General features: G+C 66.3%; 21 protein-coding genes and 1 tRNA gene. 4 read left to right on the top strand and 18 right to left on the bottom strand.

Features of this window, described 5'->3' with window-relative positions:
• Nucleotides 1–2: 2 nt before the first annotated feature.
• The 7 genes from ACFQGD_RS03345 to ACFQGD_RS03315 all read right to left on the bottom strand — a co-directional run bounded on the left by ACFQGD_RS03345 (nt 3) and on the right by ACFQGD_RS03315 (nt 7,880).
• The gene (locus ACFQGD_RS03345) at nt 3–857 is read right to left on the bottom strand and encodes an ABC transporter ATP-binding protein (RefSeq protein ID WP_390183461.1); all 855 of its coding nucleotides are present in this window, start codon (nt 855–857) and stop codon (nt 3–5) included.
• 31 nt (nt 858–888) lie between these two features.
• Entirely contained in the window at nt 889–1,770 is an 882-nt protein-coding gene (locus ACFQGD_RS03340; protein WP_345407239.1) for an ABC transporter permease, read from the bottom strand.
• A 13-nt stretch (nt 1,771–1,783) separates the two neighbouring features.
• Nucleotides 1,784–2,527 (bottom strand): MlaE family ABC transporter permease, encoded by a 744-nt coding sequence (locus ACFQGD_RS03335; RefSeq protein WP_345407236.1) that lies wholly within the window; start codon nt 2,525–2,527, stop codon nt 1,784–1,786.
• Nucleotides 2,528–2,999: 472 nt separating this feature from the next.
• Entirely contained in the window at nt 3,000–3,518 is a 519-nt protein-coding gene (locus ACFQGD_RS03330) for a hypothetical protein (protein ID WP_390221005.1), read from the bottom strand.
• 16 nt (nt 3,519–3,534) lie between these two features.
• Complete coding sequence (locus ACFQGD_RS03325) at nt 3,535–4,611, bottom strand: peptidyl-prolyl cis-trans isomerase (protein ID WP_345407230.1); 1,077 nt, start codon at nt 4,609–4,611, stop codon at nt 3,535–3,537.
• Entirely contained in the window at nt 4,608–6,944 is a 2,337-nt protein-coding gene (locus tag ACFQGD_RS03320) for an MMPL family transporter (protein WP_345407227.1), read from the bottom strand. The genes ACFQGD_RS03325 and ACFQGD_RS03320 overlap by 4 nt, the downstream gene beginning before the upstream one ends.
• Nucleotides 6,945–7,154: 210 nt before the next feature.
• A complete protein-coding gene (locus tag ACFQGD_RS03315; protein ID WP_345407224.1) occupies nt 7,155–7,880 on the bottom strand; it encodes a DUF4352 domain-containing protein in 726 nt (241 codons plus the stop codon).
• An 8-nt stretch (nt 7,881–7,888) separates the two neighbouring features.
• On the opposite strand from ACFQGD_RS03315, the gene ACFQGD_RS03310 reads away from it, so the two are divergent.
• Together ACFQGD_RS03310 and ACFQGD_RS03305 are read left to right on the top strand one after the other, a co-directional pair.
• A complete protein-coding gene (locus ACFQGD_RS03310) occupies nt 7,889–8,050 on the top strand; it encodes a hypothetical protein (protein ID WP_345407221.1) in 162 nt (53 codons plus the stop codon).
• 273 nt (nt 8,051–8,323) lie between these two features.
• On the top strand, nt 8,324–8,605 hold the full coding sequence (locus ACFQGD_RS03305; protein WP_345407218.1) for a hypothetical protein: 282 nt from the start codon (nt 8,324–8,326) through the stop codon (nt 8,603–8,605).
• Nucleotides 8,606–8,716: 111 nt separating this feature from the next.
• Here ACFQGD_RS03305 and ACFQGD_RS03300 read toward each other — a convergent pair.
• A tRNA-Thr gene (locus tag ACFQGD_RS03300) sits at nt 8,717–8,793 on the bottom strand.
• A 107-nt stretch (nt 8,794–8,900) separates the two neighbouring features.
• On the opposite strand from ACFQGD_RS03300, the gene ACFQGD_RS03295 reads away from it, so the two are divergent.
• Nucleotides 8,901–10,556 carry a hypothetical protein gene (locus ACFQGD_RS03295; RefSeq protein ID WP_345407215.1) on the top strand — a complete coding sequence of 552 codons (1,656 nt, stop codon included), beginning with the start codon at nt 8,901–8,903 and terminating at the stop codon, nt 10,554–10,556.
• Nucleotides 10,557–10,628: 72 nt separating this feature from the next.
• Here the strand turns inward: ACFQGD_RS03295 and ACFQGD_RS03290 are convergent, their stop codons facing one another.
• From ACFQGD_RS03290 to ACFQGD_RS03265, 6 genes are all read right to left on the bottom strand, one after another.
• Nucleotides 10,629–11,774 (bottom strand): DNA polymerase III subunit delta', encoded by a 1,146-nt coding sequence (locus ACFQGD_RS03290; RefSeq protein WP_345407212.1) that lies wholly within the window; start codon nt 11,772–11,774, stop codon nt 10,629–10,631.
• Nucleotides 11,771–13,963, bottom strand: a complete 2,193-nt coding sequence (locus ACFQGD_RS03285) for a bifunctional MFS transporter/dTMP kinase (RefSeq protein WP_345407570.1) — start codon at nt 13,961–13,963, stop codon at nt 11,771–11,773. Before ACFQGD_RS03285 ends, ACFQGD_RS03290 begins: the two co-directional genes overlap by 4 nt.
• A 168-nt stretch (nt 13,964–14,131) precedes the next feature.
• Nucleotides 14,132–14,659, bottom strand: coding sequence for a hypothetical protein (locus ACFQGD_RS03280; protein WP_345407209.1), 528 nt, complete (start codon nt 14,657–14,659; stop codon nt 14,132–14,134).
• A 155-nt stretch (nt 14,660–14,814) separates the two neighbouring features.
• Entirely contained in the window at nt 14,815–17,586 is a 2,772-nt protein-coding gene (topA, locus tag ACFQGD_RS03275) for a type I DNA topoisomerase (RefSeq protein WP_345407206.1), read from the bottom strand.
• Nucleotides 17,587–17,849: 263 nt separating this feature from the next.
• Entirely contained in the window at nt 17,850–18,476 is a 627-nt protein-coding gene (locus ACFQGD_RS03270) for a hypothetical protein (RefSeq protein ID WP_345407203.1), read from the bottom strand.
• A 177-nt stretch (nt 18,477–18,653) separates the two neighbouring features.
• Entirely contained in the window at nt 18,654–20,906 is a 2,253-nt protein-coding gene (locus tag ACFQGD_RS03265; RefSeq protein ID WP_345407200.1) for a sodium-translocating pyrophosphatase, read from the bottom strand.
• Between the two features lie 196 nt (nt 20,907–21,102).
• Between ACFQGD_RS03265 and ACFQGD_RS03260 the strand changes: the two genes are divergently transcribed.
• Nucleotides 21,103–23,451 (top strand): DEAD/DEAH box helicase, encoded by a 2,349-nt coding sequence (locus tag ACFQGD_RS03260; protein ID WP_345407197.1) that lies wholly within the window; start codon nt 21,103–21,105, stop codon nt 23,449–23,451.
• A gap of 92 nt (nt 23,452–23,543) precedes the next feature.
• Here ACFQGD_RS03260 and ACFQGD_RS03255 read toward each other — a convergent pair whose 3' ends face one another.
• The 4 genes from ACFQGD_RS03255 to ACFQGD_RS03240 all read right to left on the bottom strand — a co-directional run bounded on the left by ACFQGD_RS03255 (nt 23,544) and on the right by ACFQGD_RS03240 (nt 25,416).
• The gene (locus ACFQGD_RS03255) at nt 23,544–24,158 is read right to left on the bottom strand and encodes a bifunctional DNA primase/polymerase (protein ID WP_345407194.1); all 615 of its coding nucleotides are present in this window, start codon (nt 24,156–24,158) and stop codon (nt 23,544–23,546) included.
• Nucleotides 24,159–24,443: 285 nt separating this feature from the next.
• Nucleotides 24,444–24,836 (bottom strand): Rv3654c family TadE-like protein, encoded by a 393-nt coding sequence (locus ACFQGD_RS03250; protein WP_345407191.1) that lies wholly within the window; start codon nt 24,834–24,836, stop codon nt 24,444–24,446.
• A complete protein-coding gene (locus ACFQGD_RS03245; protein ID WP_345407188.1) occupies nt 24,833–25,222 on the bottom strand; it encodes a TadE family type IV pilus minor pilin in 390 nt (129 codons plus the stop codon). Before ACFQGD_RS03245 ends, ACFQGD_RS03250 begins: the two co-directional genes overlap by 4 nt.
• Nucleotides 25,222–25,416, bottom strand: coding sequence for a DUF4244 domain-containing protein (locus ACFQGD_RS03240; RefSeq protein ID WP_345407185.1), 195 nt, complete (start codon nt 25,414–25,416; stop codon nt 25,222–25,224). Before ACFQGD_RS03240 ends, ACFQGD_RS03245 begins: the two co-directional genes overlap by 1 nt.
• Nucleotides 25,417–25,543 lie beyond the last annotated feature (127 nt).

The raw sequence follows: 25,543 nt of genomic DNA, 5'->3' as shown, positions 1-25,543 counted from the left end.
TGTCAGTCCATCCCCAGCGGCCCGGCCGACGCTCCGGAAAGGAATTGCCGAACAAAAGGATCGGTGCTCTCGAAGGCGCTACTCGCCTCGCCGTAATGCACCACTTGTCCTTTCCACAGCACCCCGACGTAGTCGCTGACCTTCCTGGCGCTCTGAATGTCGTGCGTGACGACGAGATAAGTACCGCCGTGCTCGCGGTGAATATCCAGGATGAGGTCACACAGCAGGCTCGTACGCACCGGATCGAGACCGGAGTCCGGCTCGTCGAACAGGACGACTTGCGGCTTCATGACAAGTGCCCGCGCGAAGCCGGCACGCTTGCGCATACCGCCGGAAAGCTCAGCGGGATACTTCGTCACCGCTCCTTCGAGACCGACTTCCTTGATATGGGACATGACGATGTCTTCGATCTCGTCTTCGCTCTTGTCCGTGTGCTTCCGCAGCGGAAACGCCACGTTGTCGTAAATGTTCATCGACCCGAAGAGCGCGCCGTCCTGGAACAGGACGCCAAACTTCTTCCTGAGTTCGTAGCGTTCGTTCTCGTTGATACCCCAGATGTCCTGGCCGAACACGATCACCTCGCCGTCGTCCGGCTCGAGGAGTCCGACGAGGTGCTTGATCAGCACGCTCTTACCCGTACCCGACGGGCCGAGAATCGTCGTGATCGCCTCGTCCACGAAATCAAGGCTCAGCCCCTTCATCACGGCCGAATTTCCGAACGCCTTGTGCAGATTGCGAACTCGCATGCTATGAGCCCCGGCAGCCGGGTCCGAACCGTCGCCCTCCCGAGGCCAACCATTTTCCCACGTCGCCCGCTTGGCGACGTCCGGATGGTCACGGTTGAAAATCTTGTCCAACATGAAATGGCTCCTCAGGCTTGGCGAGCGGTTAGTTTGCGATCGGAGCATTCGGATCGACGCCCCATAGGAACTGAGTCAGGAGCAGTCCGACAACGTGAATCAGCAGCAAGTTCACGATCATTGATTTCGCCGTGTTCTGCCCGACTCCAACCGGCCCGCCAGTCGCGGTATATCCGTAGTAGCACGAGATGAAGATGATCACGGTGGCCATGGCCATGACCTTCATCAGTGAAAACGTCAGATCCACGGGGTTCTGGAATAGCCAGAAGACAAATTCGTACGTACCTTCCGAAACCCCACTGAGCATATATACGTTGACAATATACGCACCTACATAGGCGACACCGAGGCCAACGAAATATAGGAACGGCACGGCGATCCAGGCGGCGAGTATGCGAGTCCCGACGAGATAGCTTCTGGACTTGATTCCCATCACTTCCATGGCGTCGATCTCTTCGGCGATCCGCATGGAACCAATTTCCGCGACGAACCCGCAGCCGACCTTGGCGGCGAAGATGTAGCCGAACATGTAAGGCACCATTTCGCGCAACAGACACCACGAACTGAAGGCTCCTGAATAGAGCGGAGCACCAAGTTGATCGAAGAAGTACTTTCCTTCAAGACCACACTGGTATCCCATGACGAACTGCATCATCCAGATGATGAGACCACTGGATAAAATCAGTACAGCCGCCTGGCTGAGTATCTCCGCGCTGTGATGTCGCAGATCGGGCAGGGAACGAAGCACCTGCCCCGAGAACCGAATGATGTCGCCGCCGGTCGTCACAGCCGATTGGGCTTTACGCCCGACGCCGGACAATGAGACGTCGACGTATGCCGCCCGACGGTGGGAACTACCGCGTTTGGGTTCTCCGGTCTCACCGTCCGCGTGGCGCAGGCCCCGAGTCATAGTAGTTTAATCCTCATTTGAATACCATCATGTCGGGATTCAAACCGAGAAGTATCGTCGTGAATACGGCATTGAATACCCAAATAGCAGCGAAAGAAATGACAACCGCCTGGTTGACCGCCCTGCCTACGCCGATGGGTCCGCCCCCCGCGGCGTAGCCCTTGTACGAACACACCAACCCCACGATGAGTCCGAACAGTGCGGTCTTTAAGACGCTTGCCCACACATCCGTCGTCGTCGCGTTGGCGAAGAACTGCGAATAGAATCCGGCGGCGCTAGCACCCCGGATCGGTACGGCTCCGATGAAGATGCCGACAACCCCGAACACGAGGGCTACCAGGTTGAAAAGACCAGTAACTATCGTCATGGCGACGACACGGGGCACGATCAGCGTCCGAATGGGATCGACACCGAGTACCTGCATGGCATCGATCTCGTCCCTGACGCGCCGCGCACCGATGTCCGCGGTGATGGCCGTTCCCATCACGCCCGCGATCACCATGGCATTGATCCACGGCGCGAACTCGCGGATGCTCCCCAAGACGGCCAGACCACCGAGACGCTCTGGCACACCGAGAAGCGTCGTCAAGTGACCCGCCTGGATGCCGGCCGCGCCAAGGCCGAACACCGTCGTCGAGACGATCAAAGGAAACCAACACAACCTGAGCGTGAGGAAGATCTGGTCGCGCACCTCACCCCAGTAGCCGAAAGGATGACGAACGGCCGACCAGACAGTCTTGGCACTGAAGGTAGCCATCGCGCCCGCCTCGACGACCGGAACCGCGGCCGAGCGGAGCCATCGGCTCCGCCGCTGCCCACCAGCGGCAGGGGACCGCTCGACGTCGGGTCGTTCCCCGACTTCAGCGGGCGAAGTCATCCCGGCACTCCCACCTGATCCGCACCGTCCGCAACTCCATTTCCCTGGTCATCTCCGTTCGGCCTACCGCAGCGCCGACGAGGAACGCCGCACCCGGCGATCGCACGTTCGTGGTGGGCCGTACTTGAGGTCATTTAATTTAACCTATGATAAGTGACTGTGCAACATCGTCAAGACATGGCACGTCACGCGCCGCTCGTTCGCCGTCAGTGGGCTGCCACCCTAAGAGAAGCGAGACCCCGTGGCCGAGCCCGCGAGCCGCCGTGGCGCCGCGACACCTTCAGGTGGTCTGACGACAGAACTCGCACAGCTCAGGACCAGCAGCTCACCCGGGGTTGTTTTTAATATATATTTAACAACTGCCGTTCGCCACGGGCTTGGCGCAGAGCGAGCACGGCGTGAAGCCCTCTTCTTCCGCTTCCTCTCTCGTCAGCTCCTCACTCTGTCGATCGGCAAGCGATGAGCAACCCGGCTTATGGAACCGTTTCCGACCAGCGATGACACGAACGATCTCGACATCAGGCTCGGTTGTGCGGACAGTCGCAACGCCCTGCTCGGCACCCGCCGCTTCCCGTTCACCATCCGGTGAATCGATGCCATCCGCGACGTCGCTCCGGTCGACGGCCGCGCTACTTTCGTCTCCGGTCGGCTGTCGAGCGGGCACGTCGTCCTCCTCGTCAGCGGTTTGCGCTGAGGACGTTTCCGACTGATGCTCACGTCGATCTGCCAAGACTCGACCGGCCACCAGCGACCCGGCAGCGAGTGCGATAACCCCAGCGCCGATGCTGAGTTCGGTCATTTCAGTGAGAAACCCTGCGAGCACGAGGCTCGCAGCGGTGATGACCAGCAGAAATACGACCACGCTTTCCACCCGCTTTCTTGAGAGATCACCGCGGTGGTGTGTCCGTCGGTGGGGCGTCTGGGTTGTCAGGCCGATACTCGTCGGCGTACTCCACGTCGGCGGCGGTGATCTGGTTGCCGAGCCATGCCCGCCAGGTTTCCAGCGTGCGCTTCTGGTTCAGCTGAGCCTTGAGTTGTTTCTTGACGTCATCGAAAGACAACTGCTTGGCGGGTGTGACCGCGACTACCTGGCCGACGTTCCAGCCATGTTGGGTTTTGACAGGCCCGAAGAACGAATTCTTATCAGCGTTGAAGGCGGCTTTGGCGTACTGCTTGTCGAGCTGGTCGGCGGTCAAAGTGCCGAGGTCGCCGCCCTTGTTCTTCGTGCTCTGGTCGAGCGAGCGCTTCTTCGCGAGAGTAGCGAAGTCAGTTCCAGCCTTCGCCTGATCCAACAGGCGTTTCGCTTGACTCTTAGACTTCACCACGATGTTGCGCAAGTGCCGCTTCTCCGGTGACACCATCTCTTTCTTGCGCTCATCGTAGGCTTGGCGCACTTCCTTGTCGGTGACCTGTGCGACATCAGCTGTGACTTGTTCGAAGAGCCTGCTGGTCGCGAGCTGTCGTTTAACCTCGTCGAGGACGTCGTGTTCGGCGACGCCTTGACTGCTGAGGAACTTCACGAAGTCGTCACGCCCGCCGGGCAGTTGCTCTTCGATGATCTTGTCCAGGGCGTCGCGCGCCTTCTTGCCCGCGACGACGACACCGCGTTCGTGAGCGGCCTGATCCAGGATGAGGCTCACCGCGATCGACTTCGCCGCATCCCGGTTGAACTGCTCGAGTTGCTGTCCCTCCTGGGGCACCTTGACGCCGTAGAGCGCTTCCAACGCACCTATCCGCTGTTGGAATTGGTCCTCGGTGATGACGGTCTCGCCGACACGCAGCACCGCGTTGTCGGGCAACGCGGTCACCCACGTGACGGCAACGTGAGTGGTGGCACCGGCAAGCACCACACCACTCAGCGCGAGGCTCACCACTCGGGCACGTCCCCGCGGCACCAGCAGTGGCCAGCGCCGCACGGCGGTCAATCCTCGACCGAGTACCGACCGTAGGCCGGAGAGATTCACCGTGCCACCTCCATCGTCTTAACGCCGTTTCGCCCCTGGTCGCTGTGATCGGTCGCCGATGCCTCGCGAGGTGGCAATGCCCACAACACGGCCACGGCAGCGAGGTAGGAGCAGACCACGCTGGCAGCCAGCAACAGGCCAAATTCCCGCAGGACGGCCACCCCGGACAGGCCGAGGATGAGATAACCGACCGAACCGGCCACCGCGGCGGTCGCCACGCCGCGCCACAGCCAATGGCGACGCCGCCGCCCGGCACCGGCCAGCATCACCGCGAACTCGCATCCGGTCGCGGTTGTCAACGAGCCGATAGCCACCGTAAGTGGGTTCAGCGAGCCGCTAACCCCCCACGCCAGCGCCAGCACCCATCCGGTGGCGAGCAGGATCGTCAAAACCGCGCGCCCGGCATCGGCGCGTCGCCGCAACCCGATCACGAGAACTAGTCCCGCCGCGGCGATACCGACCATGTTGATCAGGCTTCGACCACCGGAGACGGCATCCAGGCCCTGGACGGCAGCCACTGGAAGCCCCACCAGCTCAACCTCGTATCCCTTGGGCGGCGGCGGCAGCGTCGTGCGCACCTCGGCCAGCAGGGCGCGTTGCTGGTCAAGTTCGCGCAACTCGACACCGAAGCTCATCAACGCCACGTTGTTGTCAGGCCGGATCACCGCCGAGGTCAGATACGAGGGCATCAGCTCGACCCCAGCTTGAATCTGCTCCACCGTCGGTTTGTCGCCAAGGAACTGCAGCAAACCGGACGTGGTGACGATCGGGTGTAGCTGGTCACCGTGCTGCCGGACCAGCCGCTCTTCGGCCTGCCGCGTCCACCGCAACGCCTCAGGCTGGAGTACATCCTTACCCCGCAGCAGGATGCTGACCTCCCCGGACGACCCGAGCACGTCTTCGGCATAGCGCGCCGCCTCCAGCTCAGGCAACCCACGAGCAAGTTCATCCGGGCGCGACTCGATGTCCAGCTGGGGGAGCGCGGCCCAACCAGCCCCGGCCAGCCCCAGGGCTACCGCGAGCACGACAACCCGCTGCCAGACACGCGCTCGCAGTAGGTCACCCCGGCCGTCGACGTACGGCGTCCGCGCGGGCGCGACCGCCCCGAACAGCCGCCGCATGCCCAGCGCGATGCCGACCGTGGCCACAATCCCCGCGGCCAACGCCAGCCCAAGCTCACGTACGAACGGCAGCGGCGACAACGCCAACGACCCAAACCCGGCCGCCGCGGCCAGCGCTGCCACCAACGCGCGCCGCCGGTGACCTGGTTGCGAGAGGTAGAACGGAAAGTCGCTGCCGATGCCGAGCAAGATGGGCAAGAACGCCACCACACCCAGCGACAACGGGTGCTGTAACCACCCGAACGCGGCCAGGGTCAACGCTGTTCCGATCAGGGCGACCAGTACTGGACGCAACCGCGCGCGCCGCCGCCTGCTCCACGGCGCTACAAAAAAGACCAATCCCACCGCGAACGCGGCGATCGCGCCAAGCACCGGCAACTCCCGCTGCGCGCGCTCGGTCAGCGCCGAAGTCACCACCGGAACGCCAGTGACCGTGACCTTCGCCGGATCCAATGCGGATTTGTCGACCGTGGCGCGCACCGCGTCGGAGAGCCTGCCCGCCGCCGCCTGGTCCAAACCCTGCCTCGGCCGAACCAGCACCGCGACAGTGCGATCGGTAGGCAGCACGAAGCGCCACTGCGGCTTCGGCTGGCCGTCCTCCGTATACAGCACCGTCTCGACGAAACCGGGATTGCGCAAGGTCGGCAGCCCCGCCGGTAGGCCACGGGCCAACAACGCACCATAGCGTCGGTCGAACCGCGCGACCGCAGCATCACCCGCCGCCGCGGCCTCCGCATCGCCCGCACCGTTCTGCTTGGCACGGTGTTCGGCGGCGTTACGCAGGGCGTCCCGCCGACCGCTGATCCGGGCCAGGAGATTCTGCGACGCGCCCGCCGTCTGATTGAGCACCGTGGCCGGCCCATACACCGCCGCCACATCCGGCAGCTGCGACAGCTCGCCCTCCAACCTCAGCAGCCGCATCAGCTTCGTCTTCTCCAACAACAGCTCGCGGGGCTGCGCCGACTCCAGCAGCACAACCACCGGATCGCCCCCGAACGATGCCGCCTTCTCCTCCAACGCCTCATAGGCCGAATCCCCGGAAGGCAGAAACGAGCTGATGCCGGTATCGATGCGAACCTGCGCCAGACCGCCGGCCACCAGCCCGGCCAGCACGACGACCAACACCACAGCCCCGGCGCGCCGCCCAGGTGGGCGCGGCCTTCGCCAGGACCAACGGCGTTTCGTAAGCCGCCGCAGTGCTCGCAAGATCACTCCAGAATCCGCTCCGTGATGTTCACCGCCGCACGTCCGTCCCGGATGCCCGCTGAGCCTAGATGTGTTCACGTGTGCTCCAGCGGCTGCGAGCTCAGCATTGGAGTTAATCGATGTTAAATTCTATTCTGCATGTGCGCAACATCCGTGCTGACTTATCCGGGGAATGCGCCACGACGCCATGAGCGACCGCATCGCGGCACAGCTCGATCAGGGCGCCGTGACCAGATGTTCCGTTCCGTCCGAGCTGACCACGCCGATCGTGGTCAGCCTTGCCGCGTCAGGCACGGAGAACGCGACCTTACCGCGCGTGGTGACACCCGGCTCAAGCATCAGCAGCATCGTGGCGGAATCGGACACTTCGAGCGTCCCCTGCGCACTCGCGGGATACGCCTGGCCGTCGGCATAAACGATCTGCGCACTCTTGTCGAAGACCTTGTCACTGCCGGTGATGTTGGTGAGCTGATAGACCACCGTCACGCGCGTACCAGAGCTCGCGGGACTGTCGCTCGGAGCAGAACGGACATCAGTGACCGCGACCTCGACGCCCCCCATACGAATCGCTTCTCCGGGCAGCGCCGCCGCGGCACGGGGTTCGCTGCCGGGGTCGATCTTCCCGGAACCACCTGTGCCCGTCAGGACACCGCCCAGCAACGCCAGCACGCCGAGCGAGGAACCGATGGCGGCCATGTCGCGGCGGCCTGGCGGGCGCCGCTGGCGCGCACGGTTCCAGCCGAGCACGCCACAGCCAAGTGCTGCCAGCCCCAGCGGAGCGGTGACGAGCAGCGTCGCCCCCGCGAGGGCCCACACAAAACCGAGTACACCGACAGCCACGCTGGCGAGCCCCAAGACCGGTCCACCACGCTCACCGCCCCGTTTCCCGGCGGCACCGTCCTGGAGCCGTTCCTTGCCGCTGGTGGCGGACGGTTCCCGCATAGACCTACGTGACCTTCACCGACGCGGTGTTCGAGACGGCCGAACCGGCCTCTGGCACCGGCGAGGCTGGCGCCGTGTCCGCGGCCGCACCCGGCGTCACCAGCGATGCCGAACCCGCGACAGGCTCTACCACTGTCGCCGTCAGCGGCCACATGTGCCTCATGGGATAGCACCCCTCTGCTCATCGATCTACCAAAACAACGGCGCCACCCCCTGATACGTGACGGCATATCGCACCACGACGATGCTGTACACGCTTGACCCGGTGGCGCGATTCGAAGCAAAGTGGGGTTTGCGTTACCTGAGGCAGTGACTGCGGCCAAGCTCGGCTTGGCAGTTCAACCGGAATTGAACAAGTCGTCGATGTGCCCTGACCAGATCGTCTGTCGATGGGCTAGGCACGACTGCGTGTTCCACATCGGTAGGTCAGATTGGGTGAGGTTATGGACGACTTGACCAACTTGCCCGCCGATGCATACATCGAGGCCAAATTCGCTGAGTTGCGTGCTGCAATAACCAGCCTGAATGATGATGCCATCATACGAGTGATCGATCACGTTCGTGACGAAGCTGGTCACACCGCGGCCCATCACCTCGTGTCGGAGTTGCTACGCGCCGCCCACAACCGCATCACTGACCCGGTCAGCGCGGAGTGCATCACAACAGCGTTGGCACGTTATGGTCCTGACGACACGAACCGCTGCTGCCAATCGGACGTCGGTTAGCGCCGGTTTCTATCTAAGAACAAGTAACCGTTGCCTGCCTGCGATCGCAGCCCAACCGAACACACCAAAGACAACAGACCCCTTCCGTAGTCGGAAAGGGCCTGGTCAGTGTGGAGCCGCCTAGGGGAATCGAACCCCTGACCTACGCATTACGAGTGCGTCGCTCTGGCCGACTGAGCTAAGGCGGCGTGTCGCTCGGACCGGTCTAGTGTAGCGGTTGCCCGCCGCGTCACTCGCAGCCCCCACCAACATCGACTAGACAGGACGCAGGCACCCGTTCGACCGGAGGACACCTATGCGGCATCGCGGCATCCGTACGCTGGCCCTTGGCTCGGTGTGCGGGTTGCTCGCCGTCATGACCAGCGCGGCAAGCCAACCGAGCGAGGCCAGCGCCGCCATCAGTACAGGTGCGGCGATCCTCGCTGCCGCGCAGCAGGAGCCCGCCGATGCTGGTCACGCCGTCGGCCACGCTGGCTCGGCCGCCATAATGCTGCGGTTGCTCCCCGGGTCGATTCCTGAGACGTCGATCTTGCCCGACCTGACCAGACTCCCGTCGGAGGACCGCCCGTTCGACGCGGGCTACGGACTCGCTACCGCTCAGCTCAACACCAATGCGGCGCTGCCGTTCGAGCGCACCATCGCGCAGGCGACGCCGGAGGGCTCGCTGTTCGGTGACATCGAAACACCCACTGGTGGCTTCCTGGTGCAGACGGCCGCGCCGGATAACGCCGAGCCAGCGACAGAACAGCTCAGCGCACCGGACTCGCCCGGTGACGCACTCGTCAGCATCGGCGACACCACCGCGACAGTGCACGCACGCTGGGGGAAGGAGGACGGTCCGTGCGTCGACACCGCGTCTCGTGCGAGCACTGAGACCGGCCGTCTCGCCGCGGGCAACGCCATCCCCACCCTGCCGAACATCGACGTCAACGACCTGCCATTGCCGAACGACGCCGTCTCCGGCCGTTTCCGGCCCGACGGCGGTCTCGGCACGCTCAGCGGGCTCCTCTCCGGCGCCGAGCAAAGCGACGACGGCGACGGCACGCTGGTGCGCGTACCCAACGGGGTCGACACCACGTCCGAGATCTCGATCGTCGATGCTCCAGGGTCGGATGGCAAGGCCGTGCGGTCGACGTCGACCGTGCGCACCAAGAAGATCGAACTGCTACCCGGCAGTCCGCTCGGCATGACAGCGACGGTGCGGCGCCCTGCCTCGCTCACTGTCACCGCCACTGGCGACGAGAAGACGTCCGAGGTCGACTTCGACATTCCCACGATTTCGGTCAAGCGCGGCGGCAGAGAACTGTTCACCCTGGACGCGGACAACCGCTCGAAGGATCTCCCTATCGGCGTTCCAAAACCCGCGTTGCACCAGCGTACGAAGGCCAAGCTGGCGTCGGTGCCGATCGTGGCCGGCGCGGCGCGGACGGCGAAAGGGACCCGGGTTGAGCTACGCGACCCGGCGCGGCGTGCGGTCAGCGACCTTTTCGTGCTGCGGCTCAGCGTCGGCGGGCTCAACCAAACCAGCGCCGAGACGGATACCCCGATCAGTGGCACCGAGTACGCCGCGTCCGCGCGGCTACTCGACGTCCAACTACTGCCGACCCGCGCACTCGCCAACGCACTCGCGTCCAAGAAGGGCGACGTCGCTGGTCTGCCCTACGAGGTGCCGTCGACGCTGGCGCAGTACTCACTCGGCGAGCAGACCGCCGGTGCGTTGGTCGCGCCGGGTGGGGTTGAGTGCGGCACCATCGTTGCCGACGCACCCGCCGGTGACGCGGTTCCGCCAGGTTTGAACATCCCGAGCACGGCGGCGACCAGCGTCCCGTTGCTATGGGCGGGAGCGGCCGCCGTGCTGCTCGGTGTCGTGCTGCTCACGCTCCCGTTCCGCACGCCAAGGCGGACAACGCCGTCCCCTGTGCCGAGGGCATACCAAGAAGACCGAAAGTAAGTCGATTGGCGAACTAGCTTGACCTGCCAACTCGGCTTACTTTGGCCGGATTGGTATCTACCGGCGGAGTGACTACTCCGCCAGCGTGGCGACCATGGCCTCCACCGCGATCCGTGGCTTGACGTTCCACAGGATCGACTCACGGCAGGCGAGCACGGCCTCTAGCCTGCGCAGCGCCTGGTCCGGTGACCAGCGGCGGGCGGCCTCCGTGCTGTATTCCGCGACGTCCGGGTGGTTCAACCGCGCCCCGCTCGGCACGACAAGCACGTCCCGATAGAAACCAGCCAGATCGACCAACGCCAGGTCGAGCGTGTCGCGCTGCGTGCGGGTGGCCCGCGACTTCTGCTTCTTCTCCAGCGCCTTCACCGCGGCCTCCGCCGACCGCTTCGCCGCCGCCACGCCCTTGCCGGTGCCATCGCCGCCCATCGCGGTCCGCAGTTCGTTCCGCTCGGCCTCGTCGCGTTCCTTGCTTTCCTCCGCGGCGTCCGCCTCGGCCGCCTTGATCAGCACGTCCGCCGCCGCGAAGACGTCCGCCGGCCTGCGCAGGTTCGTCGGAATCCGCAGCACCTCGGCGCGCCGCTGTCGCGCGGCCTCGTCGGTGGCGAGCCTGCGCGCCCTGCCGACGTGTCCCCCACACACGGACGCCGCCCACCGCGCGAGCTCGGACTCGATGCCATCGCGCTCGACCAGCACCCGCGCGATCGCCTCCGGTGGCGGCGTGCGGAGGTTGACCAGGCGGCATCGGGAGCGGATCGTCACGCTGACGTCTTCAGGGTGGTCCGACGGCGCGCAGAGCAGGAACACCGTGCGCGACGGCGGCTCCTCAACGGCCTTGAGCAGCGCGTTCGACGCGCCCTCCGTCAGCCGGTCGGCGTCAGCGATGATCACGATCTGCCAGCGTCCCGTGGCGGGCCGCCGCGCGGCCGTCTGCACCAGTGCGCGCATTTCCGCCACAGAGATCGACAACCCCTCCGGTACGACGAGCCGCACGTCCGCGTGGGTGCCAGCCAGCGCGGTGCGGCATCCGGTGCACTCACCGCAGCCGGTGCCCGGCTCACACTGCAGAGCGGCGGCGAACGTCTTCGCGGCGACCGACCGCCCGGAGCCAGGTGGCCCGGTGAACAGCCACGCGTGCGTCATCGACGCCGGGTCGGTCACCGCGGCGGATAACGTCTCGACGGCGGGCTCCTGCCCGACAAGCTGCGACCACACGCTCATGCCCCACCGCCTTTCGTCGCTGTCTCCTGTGACGCGGGCACATCGGAGGATACGTCGGCCACCGGCTCGGCCAACGCAGCGACCGGGATGTCGTCCGCGGCGAACGCTTCCTCCGCCTCGCGCGCGTCCCGCGCCGCGGCCGCCGCGTTGGGCGAGCGCCGGATGCCCTTGGTGAGCAACACGGCCTCCACAGCCGTCCGCACCCGCTCGGCCACCTCGTCCGGCGGGCCGTCGGCGTCGATGACGACGTAGCGGTCCGGGTCGGCGGCGGCCATCTCGGACAGCAGGCCCCGCATCCGCCATTGCTGGTGCGAGACGCCGCCATCGCCGTCCGGGGTCGGTTCGGTGTCGAGCAGCAACGTGATGTCGGGCCGCAACCGGTCGGTGGCCCAGTCAGCCAACCCTTCCAACTCGTCGGCGTCGAGCCCCGCGACCGTTGACAGGTGCGCTAGCGAAGAGTCCGCGAAGCGTTCCATCACCACGATGCCACCGTTGTCCAACGCGGGCCGGACGTCGCGTTCCACGATGTCGGCCCGCACGGCCGCGGCCGCGAGCGCGCGAGCGCGCGCCCCGGTGAGCGAGGCGTTGGTGAGGATCGACGTGAGCCGCTTGTCGTCCAGCGCGGGGTCCGTGGCGAGCGCGATCGGCTGAGTGACGTTGCGGCGCAGCCACAGTGCGAGCTTGGCCGCCTGGTCCGCGGTGTCGGTCGCCGTGGTGCCCTCGATGGCGATGAGTAGACCGTTCGCGCGGCGCGGGCGACGGCGCAACACGTTGCGCAGGTCCGCCATGATGGGCTCGGTGCGCCGTGAGTCCATCAGCCGGTACGCGGCGACGCCGACGAGCGCGGCCAGCACACCGCCGCCGAGCAGCACAGGCCGGGTGCCGTCGATGACGATGCGGTTGTCGAACACGCTGATGACGCGAGGCCGCACCAAGCCGATCAGCAGCGGGACGACCGCGACGGAGCCGCCGAGAATGATCTTCATCAGCGATTGGTAAATCGCGTTGATCCGCCCGCGAATGGCGTCCTCGACCTGCGTACCGATGATGGTGACGCCGGTAAGGAAGGCTGCCCCCGCGCATGCGCCGACCAGCGTCACGGCGGCCAGCGCGACGATGAGGTGTGGTGCCGCCGCCACCGCCATGAGCGCGAACCCGGCGAACACGATCGCGATGCCGAACAGCCGGTCGTGCGGTAGTCGATGAGCGAGTTTCGGTGCGCCCGCCATACCTCCGGCGAGACCGAGGAACACGCAGACGAACATCATGCCGAACGCGGACTCCCCGGCAAGCAAGCTGGCCGCGTATGGCTTGGACGACCCCACGACGGCGCCACCGGCCGCGAACGCGCCGACCATGCCGATGAGCAGGCCCCGCACCAGCTTGGTGCTGCGCACGTAGCGGGCGCCGTCCTTGATCATCTGAAGGAAGCCGACAGGTGCGGCGTCCTCGGTGGAGGCCCCCTTCGCATCCTGGTCGTCCTCATGCACGTTGCGCAGTGACAGTTCAGGGATGCGGGTGGCGATGATGATCGCGCTGAGCAGGTAGAGCAGTCCGGTGCAGATCACGACGAACTTCGCGATACCGAACTCACCGGTCGTGCCTTCCGGCAGGCCGATCACCTGCGGCAACACCGTGATCAGCGCATACGACCCAGCGCCCGCGACGACGGCGAAGCCATAGGTCATCACCATGCCGAGTTGGTTCGCCGTCTCCACCTGGTCGCGGCGCCGCAGCAGATTCGGGACGGCGGCTTCCTTCGACGGGATCCACATCGTGGAAGCGAAACCGACCATGAAGTTGGCCGCGAACAACCACAACGGCGAACCGACAAGGGCGATCGACAGCAGCAGCACGCACCGCACGACGTCGGCGGCGACCATCACCTTGCGGCGGTCGAAGCGGTCGGCGAGCAGTCCACCGAGCGGCGCGAAAATCAAGCCCGGCAACAGGAGGGTGAGCACGACGCCACTGAACGCGAAGTTCTGCGCCATATAGGTCTCGGTCAGCTTGGTCACCAGGCCGGTGAGCCCCAGCAGCGTCAGCCAGTCGGCGGTGCTGCAGAGGAACATGACCGTCCACAATCTGCGGAACGGTTTGATCGCTAGTACGCGGCGCGCGCGGTACACCGTGGACGCGTTGGTGGCCGTTTGGGTGGCCGCGCCGCTCTCGCCTACCTGACCAAGCACCCCAGCGATGAACCACACCCCACTTCGTCTCGACGGTCGCACGGTTGTCCATGGTGACCCGCCGCTACCGTGGCACTGCTCGGGCAAGCGTAACCTTCGCCGACCGGCCGACCCGCACCGGCGGCGACCGTGAGAGGTAGCACCGCGGGAAGCGGCGCCGAGGGCGGGTCAGTCCAGGCTACCGCCGATAGCCCCGACGATGCCGCCGATAACTTGCAGCGCGATCAGGCCGAAAACCACGATGAGAACGACGGCGACAATCACGGCGCCGGTATTGCTCGTTCTTGGGGTGAGCTTCGGCTTGGGCAGCGAAATGCCGTCCCCGCTACTTCCCTGACTCTGATAGGAGCGCCACGCCTCCCGCATCCGCGCGCTCGCGGGTTGCGGTGCGGCCATCATGCCAGGCGGGGCGCCCGTGCGATGCCCGCCCTGCTGTCCCGACGTCGAACCGCCTGGCCTGCTGTCCGACTCATCGATGTCGGCGAGGACGGCCTCCGTCATCGCCTTAATGGCCTCCTGATCCGCCTCGACCGGCTGCGCGATCGGGACTTCGACATCGTCGTACCGGACCGCGAACGCGCTCGCGCTGATATCGGCGTCCGACGTGACGAGGCCCGCTGTCGGGTCTGGATACAGCGCGGCTGGCGCTAACGGCTGCGTGCCGTCAACGCCGTCCAATCCAGCGTGCGATGCCATCGCCTACCCCCGAGACCACTTTCGAGCGAACGCACTCTCGAGCGTAGCGCCCAACACCGGCACAGGCGATCGCCCGCACGGATGCGTTTCCCTACCCATACCCGGGGTTCCGCGCGCACTCACCGAAGCCACGGCGGCATACCCCCGCGTGCGGACTACTTCTTCGCTTTGGCGGTGCTCCGCTTCTTCTTTGGCGCGGGCCCCTTGGCGCGCTTCTCCGCGAGCAACTCGGCGGCACGCTCCGGCGTCAGGTCGTCCACACTGTCCGACTTACGCAGCGAGGCATTGTACTCACCGTCGGTGACGTACGGGCCGAACCGCCCGTCCTTCACCACCATCTGCTTACCGGACTGCGGGTCCTCACCCAACTCCTTCAACGGCGGCTGGGCCGCTGCCTGCCGGCCCCTGCGCTTCGGCTCGGCGTAAATCTTGAGCGCCTCATCCAGCGTGATGTCGAAGATCTGTTCCTCGGTGGCCAGCGAACGCGAGTCCGTGCCCTTCTTCAGATACGGCCCGTAACGCCCGTTCTGCGCGGTGATCTCCTCGCCGGACTCCGGGTCCGTACCGACGACGCGCGGCAGCGACAGCAGCTTGAGCGCGTCGTCCAGCGTCACCGACTCGATCGACATCGACTTGAACAGCGACGCGGTGCGCGGCTTCGGCCTCCGCGCTTTCGACGTCTTCTTCTTACCGTTCTCGGCGGGCTGTTCCTCCTGCTCTGGCAGGATCTCCGTGACATAAGGGCCGAACCGGCCCTCCTTCGCCACGATCTCGTGCCCGGTGACCGGATCGGTGCCGAGCACGCGGCCTTCCTGCGGGGTCGCGAACAGCTTCTCCGCGATCTCGGCCGTCAGCTCGTCCGGCGGCAGCTCGTCCGGCAGGTTTGCCCGCTGCGAGGTTTCCTCGCCGTCCTTGCTGACGGTGCGCTCCAGATAGGGGCCGTAGCGACCCACCCGGACATACACCGTCCTGCCCTCGTCGTCGGTGAACATCGGGATCGAGTTGATCTCGCGCGGGTCGATGTCCTCGACGCCGGAGCCGACCAGCTTCTTCAGCCCGCCCTCGCGACCTACCGACCCCGCAGGGCCGACGTCGCCGCCGAAGTAGAACCCGGACAGCCACGCGGTGCGCTCCTGCCTGCCCTCGGCGATACGGTCCAGCTCATCCTCCATCGCGGCGGTGAAGTCATAGTCCACCAGACGCCCGAAGTGCCGTTCCATCAGCCCGACAACGGAGAACGCCACCCAGGACGGCACGAGCGCGGAACCCTTCCGCCACACGTAACCGCGGTCCTGAATCGTCTTGATGATCGACGCATACGTCGACGGCCGCCCGATACCCAGCTCCTCGAGGGCCTTGACCAGGCTCGCCTCCGTGTAGCGGGGCGGCGGTGACGTCGTGTGACCGTCCGCGGCCAGTTCGTCGGCGTTGACGCGCTGGTCACGCTCCAGGTGTGGCAGCCTGCGCTCGACGTCGTCGGCCTCGCCACCCGCCTCGCTGTCGACCGCCTCGACATAGGCGCGCAGGAACCCCGCGAACGTGATGGTGCGACCGGAGGCCGCGAACGTGCACTCCTCACCGGTGCCAGCGGCCGTGCCGGTGATGCGCACCGACATCGTCGTGCCCTTCGCATCAGCCATCTGGGATGCGATAGTGCGCTGCCAAATCAGCTCATACAGCCGGAATTCATCCGACTCCAGCTCGTTCGCGACCTCGCCTGGCGTGCGGAACACCTCACCGGCGGGCCGGATCGCCTCGTGTGCCTCCTGCGCGTTCTTCACCTTGCGGTTGTACTGCCGGGGGCTCTTGGCGACATGGTCCGCGCCGTAGAGCTGCGTGGCCTGGTCGCGCGCGGCCGTCAGCGCCGTCTCGGACAGCGTGGTCGAGTCGGTACGCATGTACGTGATGTAACCGTTCTCGTACAGCCGCTGCGCGATCCGCATGGTGCGGTCGGACGAGAAGCGCAGCTTGCGCCCCGCCTCCTGCTGCAGCGTCGACGTCATGAACGGCGCGTACGGCTTGCGGGTGTAGGGCTTCGACTCGACACTGGCGACGGTGAATTCGGCGTCGGCGAGCGCCTGCGCCAGCCGGGTCGCCTCGGCCTCGTCCAGCACCTTGACGTCGGTGAGCGACTCCTTGAGCACGCCGTCCGACGTGAAGTCCTTGCCGGTCGCCATGCGGTCGCCATCCACGGAGACCAGCCGCGCGCTGAACGACTTCGCATCGCCGTTGGTGTTGTCGGCCGCCGACATGGTGGCGGCGATGTCCCAGTAAGACGCGGAGGTGAACCGCATCCTGGCGCGCTCGCGCTCCACGACGATCCTGGTCGCCACGGACTGCACCCGACCGGCCGACAACTTCGGCATGATCTTCTTCCACAAGACCGGCGAGACCTCGTAGCCGTAGAGCCGGTCAAGGATCCGGCGGGTCTCCTGCGCGTCGACCAGGGCGTTGTCGAGGTCGCGGGGGTTCTCGGCCGCGTCGCGGATGGCGTGCTCGGTGATCTCGTGGAAGACCATCCTGCGCACCGGCACCTTCGGCTTCAGCGCCTCGATCAGATGCCAGGCGATCGCCTCACCCTCGCGGTCACCATCCGTGGCGAGATAGAGCTCATCGACGTCTTTGAGCAGGCCCTTCAGCTCGGTCACCGTGGACTTCTTGTCCGGCGTGACAACGTAGAGCGGCTCGAAATCGTGCTCGACGTCCACGCCGAGCCGCGCCCACGGCTGACCCTTGTACTTGGCGGGCACGTCGGCGGCACCGCGCGGCAGGTCACGGATGTGGCCCTTGGACGACTCGACGACGTAGTCGCGGCCGAGGTAAGAAGCGATCTTGCGCGCCTTCGCCGGCGACTCGACGATGACAAGCCGCCGCCTGCCGTCAGCCGAAGCGCCCGTGCCGCTTTTGCTCCGTGTCGATCCTGCCACGCTTGGCAGCCTCCTTTACCGGTCGCGCGATTCCTGGTACGGCGACACCGCCACGACAGCGTCGCGCGAGTGCGCCGCGGCAGGTGAATCGCATCGACGCCGATCCAGTGAACCGGCTCCGTGCCAAGCATCCACGAGAGATGCGTCGATACCAGGCGTGATGCCGTTCCTCACTGAGTTCCTTTTTCCACCTTTAGCATGGCCGCTGGTCAATGGCATTGCCGGGTTGGACTGACAGCATGACCTATGACCGCAAGTCCTGCCTACGCCGACACCGCGACCAGTGATGCCGGCCATGCCGGTTCCGCCGCGATGGGAGCGTCGCCAACCAGCTCAACCAGCCTGCGCAGCCGGGCTCGCCCCGCGACTCGCACGGCGGGTGTGTCCGTGCGAACTCCGACAACGCTACCCCTACTGGACATCGAGAGTAGGCCAGCCTGCCGCAAAGCGCGCAACAACGGTTCGTGAGTTCCCTGCTCATCGGCGTCCAAACCCAGCAGGAACCCGCTGCGCCGCTTGCCATCATGCCGCTCCCGCGCGCCAGCCGCCAACGCCCACAGCCGCAGCACGGCGCCGGTCAGCAGGAAGTCATCCGGCACGCGCTTCGCGCCGTCCCCCGTCCACGCCGTGGCGAGACCGAGCAGGTCGGACCGGAACGCCGTGCGCACCAGCGGGCTGCCGCAGTCCGCCGTCGTCAATGTCGCGGTGACACCTCGTACCGCGAACTCCTCCCGCAGCGCCGTCGCCCGCCATGGCTCGTCCACCACGATCGACAACCGCGCCGCGCTCGACGCGAAACTGACGATCCTGCCGTGTGCGCACAGCACACCCGCGAGGTCAGCCACCCCGGGCTGGCTCGCGTCGGCGGAATAAAAGGAGAGCTGCGCCACGACGACACATCGTAGAACAGAAGTTCGAAGTCGCGCTAGTGGGCGGGGTACCGTGAAGGGCATCTTACTGGCACCAGACGCCATGAAGATGCCCTTCACGGCACCACGCGCGAACGGCCACCCCAGAAGCACCGCGCCTCCGAGGTGGCCGTTCAGCGGGACGTCGAGCCGGTGACGCTAGGCGTTCACCGTTTCGGCCGGCTCATCGGTCATCACGCTGACCCGCCGCTTCGCGATGATGATCGCACCGACGATGATGCCCACGGCGACCAGCGAGATAATCACCCGCGCGGTGGGTGACGCCGAGTCGCCGACGCTCAGGTTCACCACGGCGGGCGCGATTAGCAGCGACACCAGGTTCATCACCTTGATGAGCGGGTTGATCGCGGGACCGGCGGTGTCCTTGAACGGGTCACCCACGGTGTCACCAATGACGGTCGCGGAGTGCGCCTCCGAGTTCTTGCCGCCGTGGTGGCCGTCCTCGACCAGCTTCTTCGCGTTGTCCCACGCGCCACCGGAGTTGGCGAGGAACACCGCCATCAGCACACCGGCACCGATCGCGCCGCCCAGATACCCGGCGAGCGCACCGGTGCCGAGGCCGAAGCCGACGGCGATCGGCGCGAACACCGCGAGCAGACCCGGCGTTGCCAGCTCCCGCTGCGCGTCCTTGGTCACCATGTCGACAACGCGGCCGTACTCCGGCTTGGTCGAGCCATCCATGATGCCCGGAATGTCGCGGAACTGGCGGCGCACCTCGCGCACGACGGCACCCGCGGACCGCGACACGGCGTTGATGGCGAGCCCGGAGAACAGGAACACCACGCTGGCACCGATGACAATGCCGACGAGCACCTTCGGATCGAAGACGGCGTAGTCCGCGAAGTTGAGCGACCTGCCTGCCTCGGTGAGCGCCTCGTTGATGGACGCGAGGTAGGAGCCGAACAGCGCGGTCGCGGCGAGCACGGCGGTCGCGATCGCGATGCCCTTGGTGATGGCCTTGGTGGTGTTGCCGACGGCGTCGAGTTCGGTGAGCACGCCAGCGGCCTGCTCGTCGACGTCCCCGGACATCTCGGCGATGCCCTGCGCGTTGTCGGAGACCGGGCCGAACGTGTCCATCGCGACGATGACGCCGACCGTGGTCAGCAGGCCGGTACCGGCGAGCGCGACGGCGAACAACGCGGCGCTGCCGCCGATAAGGTACGCACCGAATACGGCCGCGCCGACGACGAGCGCGGTATAGACGGCGGACTCGAAGCCGACCGAGATGCCGGTCAGGATCACCGTTGCGGGGCCGGTCTCGGAGCTCTTGCCGACGTCCTGAACCGGCTTGTGCTCGGTGCCGGTGTAGTAGCCGGTGACCCAAAGAATGACACCGGCGAGCGCGATACCGATGATCACGGACACGGTGGCGACGATCGCGGGGTTGCCGTCCGCCTCGAGGAACTCACCCGGCAGGAACACGAACGCGGCGATGGTGGACAGCACCGCCGCGATCACGGCCGAGATGTAGAACGAGCGGTTGATCGTGACGAGGCCGCCCTCGTTCTCGCGCGCCTTGGTGATGTAGACGCCGATCACGGCGGTGATGACACCGATGGCGGGCACGATCAGCGGGAACACGAGGCCGTCAGCGCCGAGCGCGACGGTGCCCAGGATCAGCGCGGCCACCAACGTCACCGCGTATGACTCGAAGAGGTCAGCCGCCATACCAGCGCAGTCACCGACGTTGTCACCGACGTTGTCGGCGATCGTCGCCGCGTTGCGCGGGTCGTCCTCGGGGATGTTTTGCTCGACCTTGCCGACGAGGTCGGCGCCGACGTCAGCGGCCTTGGTGAAGATCCCGCCACCGACACGCATGAACATCGCGATCAGGGCGGCACCGAAGCCGAACCCTTCCAGCACCTTCGGGGCCTGACCGGCGTAGACGAGCACGACTACCGCGGCACCGAACAGGCCGAGGCCCACCGTGATCATGCCGACGACGCCGCCAGTGCGGAACGCGATTCGCATCGCCTTCTCGCGGCCACCGGATTCCCGGGACGCCGCGGCGACCCGCAGGTTGGCCTGCGTCGCCAGCCACATGCCCAGGTATCCGATGGCGAACGAGAACGAAGCGCCTACCAGGAAGAACACCGAGCGGCCGATGCGCTCACCCCAGTCTTCCGCCGGTAGGAAGAACAACAGCACGAACACCAGGACACCGAAGATGCCGAGGGTGTTGCGCTGCCGTTTCAGGTACGCGATGGCCCCTTCCTGCACGGCCTTGGCGATCTCCTGCATTTTCTCGGTGCCCTGGCCGGCCGCCAGAACCTCACGAAGCAGGACATAACCGATGGCGAGTGCGGCGAGGGCGATCACGGCGACTGCGGCCACGATGCCGTAGTCGCCTCCAGACAGCGTCATGCTGTCCGCGAGGAACTGCCGGGACATTCGTCCTCCTGTGTTCGCCTAGTTATCAGCACCGAGCGAGTGCATCGCACCCCTCGTGCTGAAGTGGGATCTTCACCACAGTGGTGTGATTTGTGGCGGAGTCTATTGGTAGCCGCGTGCGCGATGTCACGACGGTGCGCCCAGTCACGTCCGGGACGCTCCTGGACTGTCTGCCCTATGTGCGAAGCTCGCGGTCGTGGATATCGCCGAAGTCGAGGTAGCACTCGCGGGCACGCTGCTACGCCAAGTGCTGGCGGGGGTACCGTCCGGCGAGAACCCCGTGACACATCTCACAACGCTGCCCGCGCGGCCGCCCCGCCATCAGGATTGGCCCAAATGGGCACCTGACGACGTCGTGTCCGCTTTGCGGCAGTCCGGTGTGACACGGCCATGGTCACACCAGGTGGCGGCGGTCGAGCACGCCTGGCAGGGGCGGCACGTCGTGATCTCAACCGGGACGGCGTCCGGCAAGTCGCTCGGTTACCAACTCCCCGTCCTGACGACGTTGACGACACGCTCCCGTAGCACGGCGTTGTACCTGTCGCCGACGAAGGCGCTCGCGAACGACCAGCTGCGGTCGGTGGCCGACCTGGGCCTGCGTGAGGTGCGGGCGGTCGCGTGCGACGGCGACACGCCGATGCCGGAGCGAGACTGGGCACGCGACCACGCCAACCTGATCTTCAGCAATCCAGACATGCTGCACCACACCATGCTCAGTGCCCACCAGCGCTGGGCGCGGTTCTTCCGGCAGCTGGACTATGTCGTTGTCGACGAGTGCCACAGCTACCGAGGCGTGTTCGGCTCGCATGTGGCGGTGCTGCTGCGCAGGCTGCGACGAGTGGCGAGGTACTACGGCGCAGCGCCGACGTTCGTGCTCGCCTCCGCGACGACCGCCGACCCAGCGACATTCGCTCAGCGGCTGACGGGCGTGGACTGCGTGGCGGTGACCGAGGACTGCTCGGGACGCGGCGCGCGCACGGTGGTGCTGTGGGAACCGCCGCTGCTGACGGAGATCACCGGCGAAAACGGCGCTCCCGTGCGACGCTCCGCTGGCGCTGAGGCGTCGCGCATCCTCGCTGACCTGGTTATCGAGGGTGCCCGCAGCCTGGCGTTCGTTACGTCGCGGCGGGGAGCGGAACTGACCGCGGCGGGGGCGCGGCGCGTGCTGGCCGACGTTGACCCGGACCTGTCGGAGCGGGTGGCGGCGTATCGCGCGGGGTTTCTCCCAGAGGAACGTCGCGAACTGGAGGCGAAGCTGCTCTCCGGTGAGTTGCTCGGCGTGGCGTCGACAAACGCGCTGGAGCTGGGTATCGACATCGCGGGCCTGGATGCCGTCGTGCTGGCGGGCTATCCGGGCACGCTGGCCTCCTTCTGGCAGCAGGCTGGCCGCGCTGGCCGCTCTACCAAAGACGCGCTGGTGGTGTTCGTGGCACGGGACAACCCACTGGACACGTACCTGGTGCACCATCCGGACGCGGTGCTGGATCGCCCGGTGGAGGCCGCCGTACTGGACCCGACGAACCCCTACGTGCTCGCACCACAGCTCGCGTGCGCAGCGGCGGAGCTGCCACTACGGGCGGAAGAGCTGGCGGACTTCGGTGACGACGCGGCACGGCGGGTCCTCGCGACGCTGGTGGACGACAAGCTGCTCCGGCGGCGTGCGAGCGGTTGGTACTGGACGTCGCGGCAACGCCCGCATGCACAGGTAGGCATCCGCGGCGGCGGAAACGATCACGTGGTGATCGTCGAGGCGGAGACATCACGGGTGCTCGGCACGGTCGACAGCGGTGCCGCCTGCGCCACTGTCCATCCCGGAGCGGTCTATCTGCACCAAGGCGCGTCGTTCGTGGTCGACGACCTTGATCTGGACGCCGGTCTCGCGCTGGTACACGCCGAGAACCCGGAATGGAGCACGTCGGCGCGCGACGTGACGGACATCGAAGTGCTGGAGACGACGTCGCGAGACGTCTTCGGCGGCGTGACGGTCTGCCTCGGCCAGGTCGCGGTGACCTCACAGGTGGTGGGTTACCTGCGACGCTTGCCTTCCGGGGAGGTGATCGACCAGGTGCCGTTGGACCTGCCGGAACGCACGCTGCACACCCGAGCGGTCTGGTACACGGTCAGCGATGAGTTGTTGAATGGCAGGGAACCGGGGGGCGCTGGGTTGACCGCAGCGCGCATCCCCGGCTCCCTGCATGCCGCCGAACACGCGGCGATCGGCCTGCTACCGCTGTTCGCTACCTGCGACCGATGGGACATCGGCGGTGTCTCCACCGCCTTGCACGCGAACACCGGGGAGGCGACGGTGTTCGTGCATGATGGCCATCCCGGGGGCGCGGGATTCGCCGATCGCGGCCATGCCGCATTGATCCCATGGCTGGCAGCTACGCGGGAGGCGATCGTCTCCTGCGAGTGTCCGGCAGGGTGCCCGTCCTGCGTCCAGTCGCCGAAGTGCGGGAACGGCAACGAACCGCTGGACAAGGCGGGCGCGGTGGCCGTGCTGGATACCGTGCTCGGGGCGGTCCGCGCTGGTTTGCCGGCATAGGGGACGTGGGGGCGGGAGGTGCCCCTTATGCCGGTGGGCGGGAAGCGCAGCGCGGGAATCACGGTGAGCACGACCACCTTGATGGTCTTCAGTTATGCGGCGTGAACGTGGAACTCGCTGTCACGGTTGTCGGGCAGCGTGGCGAGCGCCCTGGCGAGAACGCCATGCAGCGCGCCCGCACGGGGGAGCTTCCACTCCCACACTTCGGGCTTGACCCGCCAGTGCACGACGCCATGCGCGAACGGGGTCGGCGGCAGTGGCACCCAACTACCCATGCCATGGCGGACGACTCCGGGGCGCGTGGCGAGTTCCCCGGCCAGTTCGCCACCAGACTCGGTGAGGAACACCCACTTGCCGTTCGGCATAGCCAAGATGGGAGCGGGGCGGCCGGTCTCCCTCAATAAGGTCGCCGCACGGTGGCCAAGTTCGGCGTCTACCTCGACGGCGTCGACGTAGCTTCCGGTGGCGACGAGGACGCTGTATACCTCGCCACCCCACCACTCGATGACGTCCCCAGAGTCAGCGACGGCACGCTCCTGCCAGTCGTCGTGCACCGGTACCGGGCCGGACACGCCGTCGCCCGCCGGAGCGGTCCCCGGCACGACTGGCCAACCCCGCGTCGCGAGGCCGATGGCTTCCGCCCGCAACTCGATGCGGAACGCATCACGCCACGAGACGCTGTCGATGCCGATCGTCGGATTGTTCATCTCGCTGTTCCTGCCTCCTGCCCTTCGTTGGGCCTTCGCTCGCGGGGCCGGTTGCGACCTCGCACACTTCACTAAACGGCAAGTTGCAGATCGCGTGTAGTGGTGAGTCGATAACCGGTGGTCACGGCGCGATGAACGACCAGTGGTTAACGGTTCAACCGAACGTGTCCAGCGCCTGGACACCACGAGAGAACACGTCGTGACCAGCGCGTAATACCGCTCATCGCGTCACCGGGACCGTCTAACCGGACTCCTGCTCGTGCCGGTCAGGTTCGGTAGAACCGTTCATCGCACGGCCTCCACGGAACCCGCACGCGCCCGAGCGGTCACCTCGCCCGCGCCGCCGACGTCGCCGAGCGGCCATCCGGCAGTTGCCTGGACAGTGACGAGCACATCCCAGCCTCGTACCTGACATGAGACCAGGTCGACCTTCATGCGCCGAGCAACGAGCGCGGCGGCCTCACAGGCGTGCCGCGTTCCGTGGTTGAGCTTCACCGCCGCGCCGAGGGCGGCGAGATCGGCTGTCGCGGCGGCCCGATGCCGGGCATGGGTCGCCGCACCGAGGTATATCAGCATCGCGAACACCGCTAGCAGCGCGAAGGCGACACCGGCCGTCCATACCGTGACGATTCCGTGGTCGCCTCCGCCGCCGACATATTGCCTGCCTACCCGCGTCACGGACTCGGACCCTCCGGCGACGACTCGACGGAGACGACTCCCGGCTCGATGATCGCGAACGCGGCACCTTCGATACGTACACCGGGCAATAGCCCGCCGACCGGCACCGAACGCACTACGGCGACGAGCCCATCAGCATCGGGAACGAACTCCAGGCTCGCACCGTTCGGAGCGATCGCGGCAACCGCTCGTCTCGCGGCGTCGGGATCGCCTCGTGCCGCGAGCCGGACGGCTTCGCGCGCGGCATCGGTACACCGTAATTGATCAGTAACCGCGCCGATTCCCGCGAGCACGAGGACAAGTAGCCCAACGAGTGAGGCAAGCGAGATGGCGGCCTCAACCGTCACCGTTCCGGTGTCGTCACCGCGGCGCGGAAACAGCACCATCAGAAGTTCACGGAGAGCGCGCGTTCGACGAGTCCCGTCAACGCGTCGACGACCGAGTCACCGCTGACGACTCCATAAAGGACGGCGGCGAACGCCGCGGCAGCGAGTGTTCCGATGGCGTATTCCGCGGTCGTCATGCCGTGTTCCGCCGCACCCAGCGCGCGCAACCTGGCTCGCAGCGTACGTGGACACATCATGGGGAACGGTGGCGTCGTGGGCGTTCCGGCGAGACCACCACGTCGCGCGACTTGCGGTGGTCGTTTCGGCGGTAGCGGCCTCACGGGAAGCGGGTATGACGGCAGAGGGAACAAGGGCATCGTA

Source organism: Haloechinothrix salitolerans (assembly GCF_042662605.1).
GTDB classification, from domain to species: domain Bacteria; phylum Actinomycetota; class Actinomycetes; order Mycobacteriales; family Pseudonocardiaceae; genus Haloechinothrix_A; species Haloechinothrix_A salitolerans.
This window is presented reverse-complemented; position numbering and strand designations above follow the sequence as displayed.